This is a genomic window from Streptomyces sp. NPDC005141 (assembly GCF_053599975.1).
Window position 1 is genome coordinate 1 of sequence record NZ_JBSFYW010000168.1, and the last position, 1,323, is coordinate 1,323.

Annotated in this window: 2 protein-coding genes; both read right to left on the reverse strand. The window is 66.7% G+C overall.

Translation table 11 applies throughout. The annotated features are described in order from the left end of the window. Window positions 1–33 precede the first annotated feature (33 nt). Complete coding sequence (locus ACWD68_RS41910; protein WP_451811722.1) at window positions 34–942, reverse strand: IS3 family transposase; 909 nt, start codon at window positions 940–942, stop codon at window positions 34–36. A 5-nt stretch (window positions 943–947) separates the two neighbouring features. Further along, window positions 948–1,253, reverse strand: a complete 306-nt coding sequence (locus tag ACWD68_RS41915; protein WP_451811723.1) for a transposase — start codon at window positions 1,251–1,253, stop codon at window positions 948–950. Window positions 1,254–1,323: the final 70 nt, after the last annotated feature.

A 1,323-nucleotide genomic window follows, 5' to 3' on the forward strand; every position in this document is an offset into this window, starting at 1 on the left:
TGAAGTTCCCCCCGCGAACTGGACAGCGGGTGTTTACGCTGCCGGGACGAGGTTCTGCCTGAGCAGGGATCTCGTTTCGAGCGGGGTGACGTAGCCGTAGTCGGGGTGCCGACGGAGCCGGCTGCGGTTGTACTCGACCTCGACGTAGCGGAAGACGTCGGCCCGGGCGGCCTCGCGGGTCTCCCACACGGTCGTCCCGATCTCCGCTTTCAGGATGGCAAACCAACTTTCCGCGGGGGCGTTATCGTAACAAGAGCCGACGCGCCCCATCGACTGCCTCATGCGCAACTTGCGTATTTCGCTGCGGAATTCGTCACTCGTGTACTCGCTGCCGCGATCCGTATGCATGACGCAACCCTGCTCCAGGCCGCCACGCCCGGCCGCCATCCGCAAGGCGGCGACCGGCAGCTCGGCGCGGTGGTGGTCGGCCATCGCCCAGCCGACCACCTCCCGCGTCGCGAGATCGATACAGGTCGCCAGATACAACTTCCCTTCCAGCGTGCTGAGTTCAGTCATGTCGCCGACGAGTCGCATCCCGGGCCGGGGCGCGGTGAAGTCCCGACCGATCAGGTCGAGCGCGAACACCGCCCGCTTCGCCTGCCGGGTCAGGCCCCGCCGCCGGCGGCGGGTGATCCCGACGATCCGGTGCTTGCGCATCAGCCGCTCGATCTTCTTGGAGTTCACCACCCGCCCGGCCCGCCGCAGGGCGGCGTGGATCCGCGGGGCCCCGTAGGCACCGCGAGATCCGGCGTGAAGCATCCGGATCTCGCCCACCAGCACCTCCTCGGCCCGCTCCCGCACCGTCCGGGCCGGCCGTGACGCCCTGCGCGCGTAGTAGGTGGAACGGGGCACTCCCAGCACACGGCACAGAAACGCAACACTGTGACCTGCAGGATTACCCTCCGATGCCTTCTCCGCATCGATGAAACGACACCGTGCCACGGTGTCTACCTCATCTTGTCCTGAGCGAAGAAGGCGGTCGCTTTTCCCAGAACCTCGATCGTGGCCTCCTGCTCGCGGACCTTCCGCCGCAGCCGGACCAACTCCTCACGCTCCGCAGTGGTCAAAGCCCCGGCGGGTCCCTCACCGCGGTCGACCTTCGCCTGCTTCACCCATCCGCGCAGCCCTTCCGGACTCACACCCAGATCCCTCGCGACCTCGGTGACCGTCTTATCCGAGGACAACGCCAAGGCGACCGCGTCCCGCTTGAACTCGGCCGTGTACCGCTTACTCATGTTGCTCTTGCTACTCACTACCTGTGACTGCTTCCTCCGGGACCATCCGTCCCAGTATCAAGCTGTCCGGCCGGCAGGGGGAACCTCA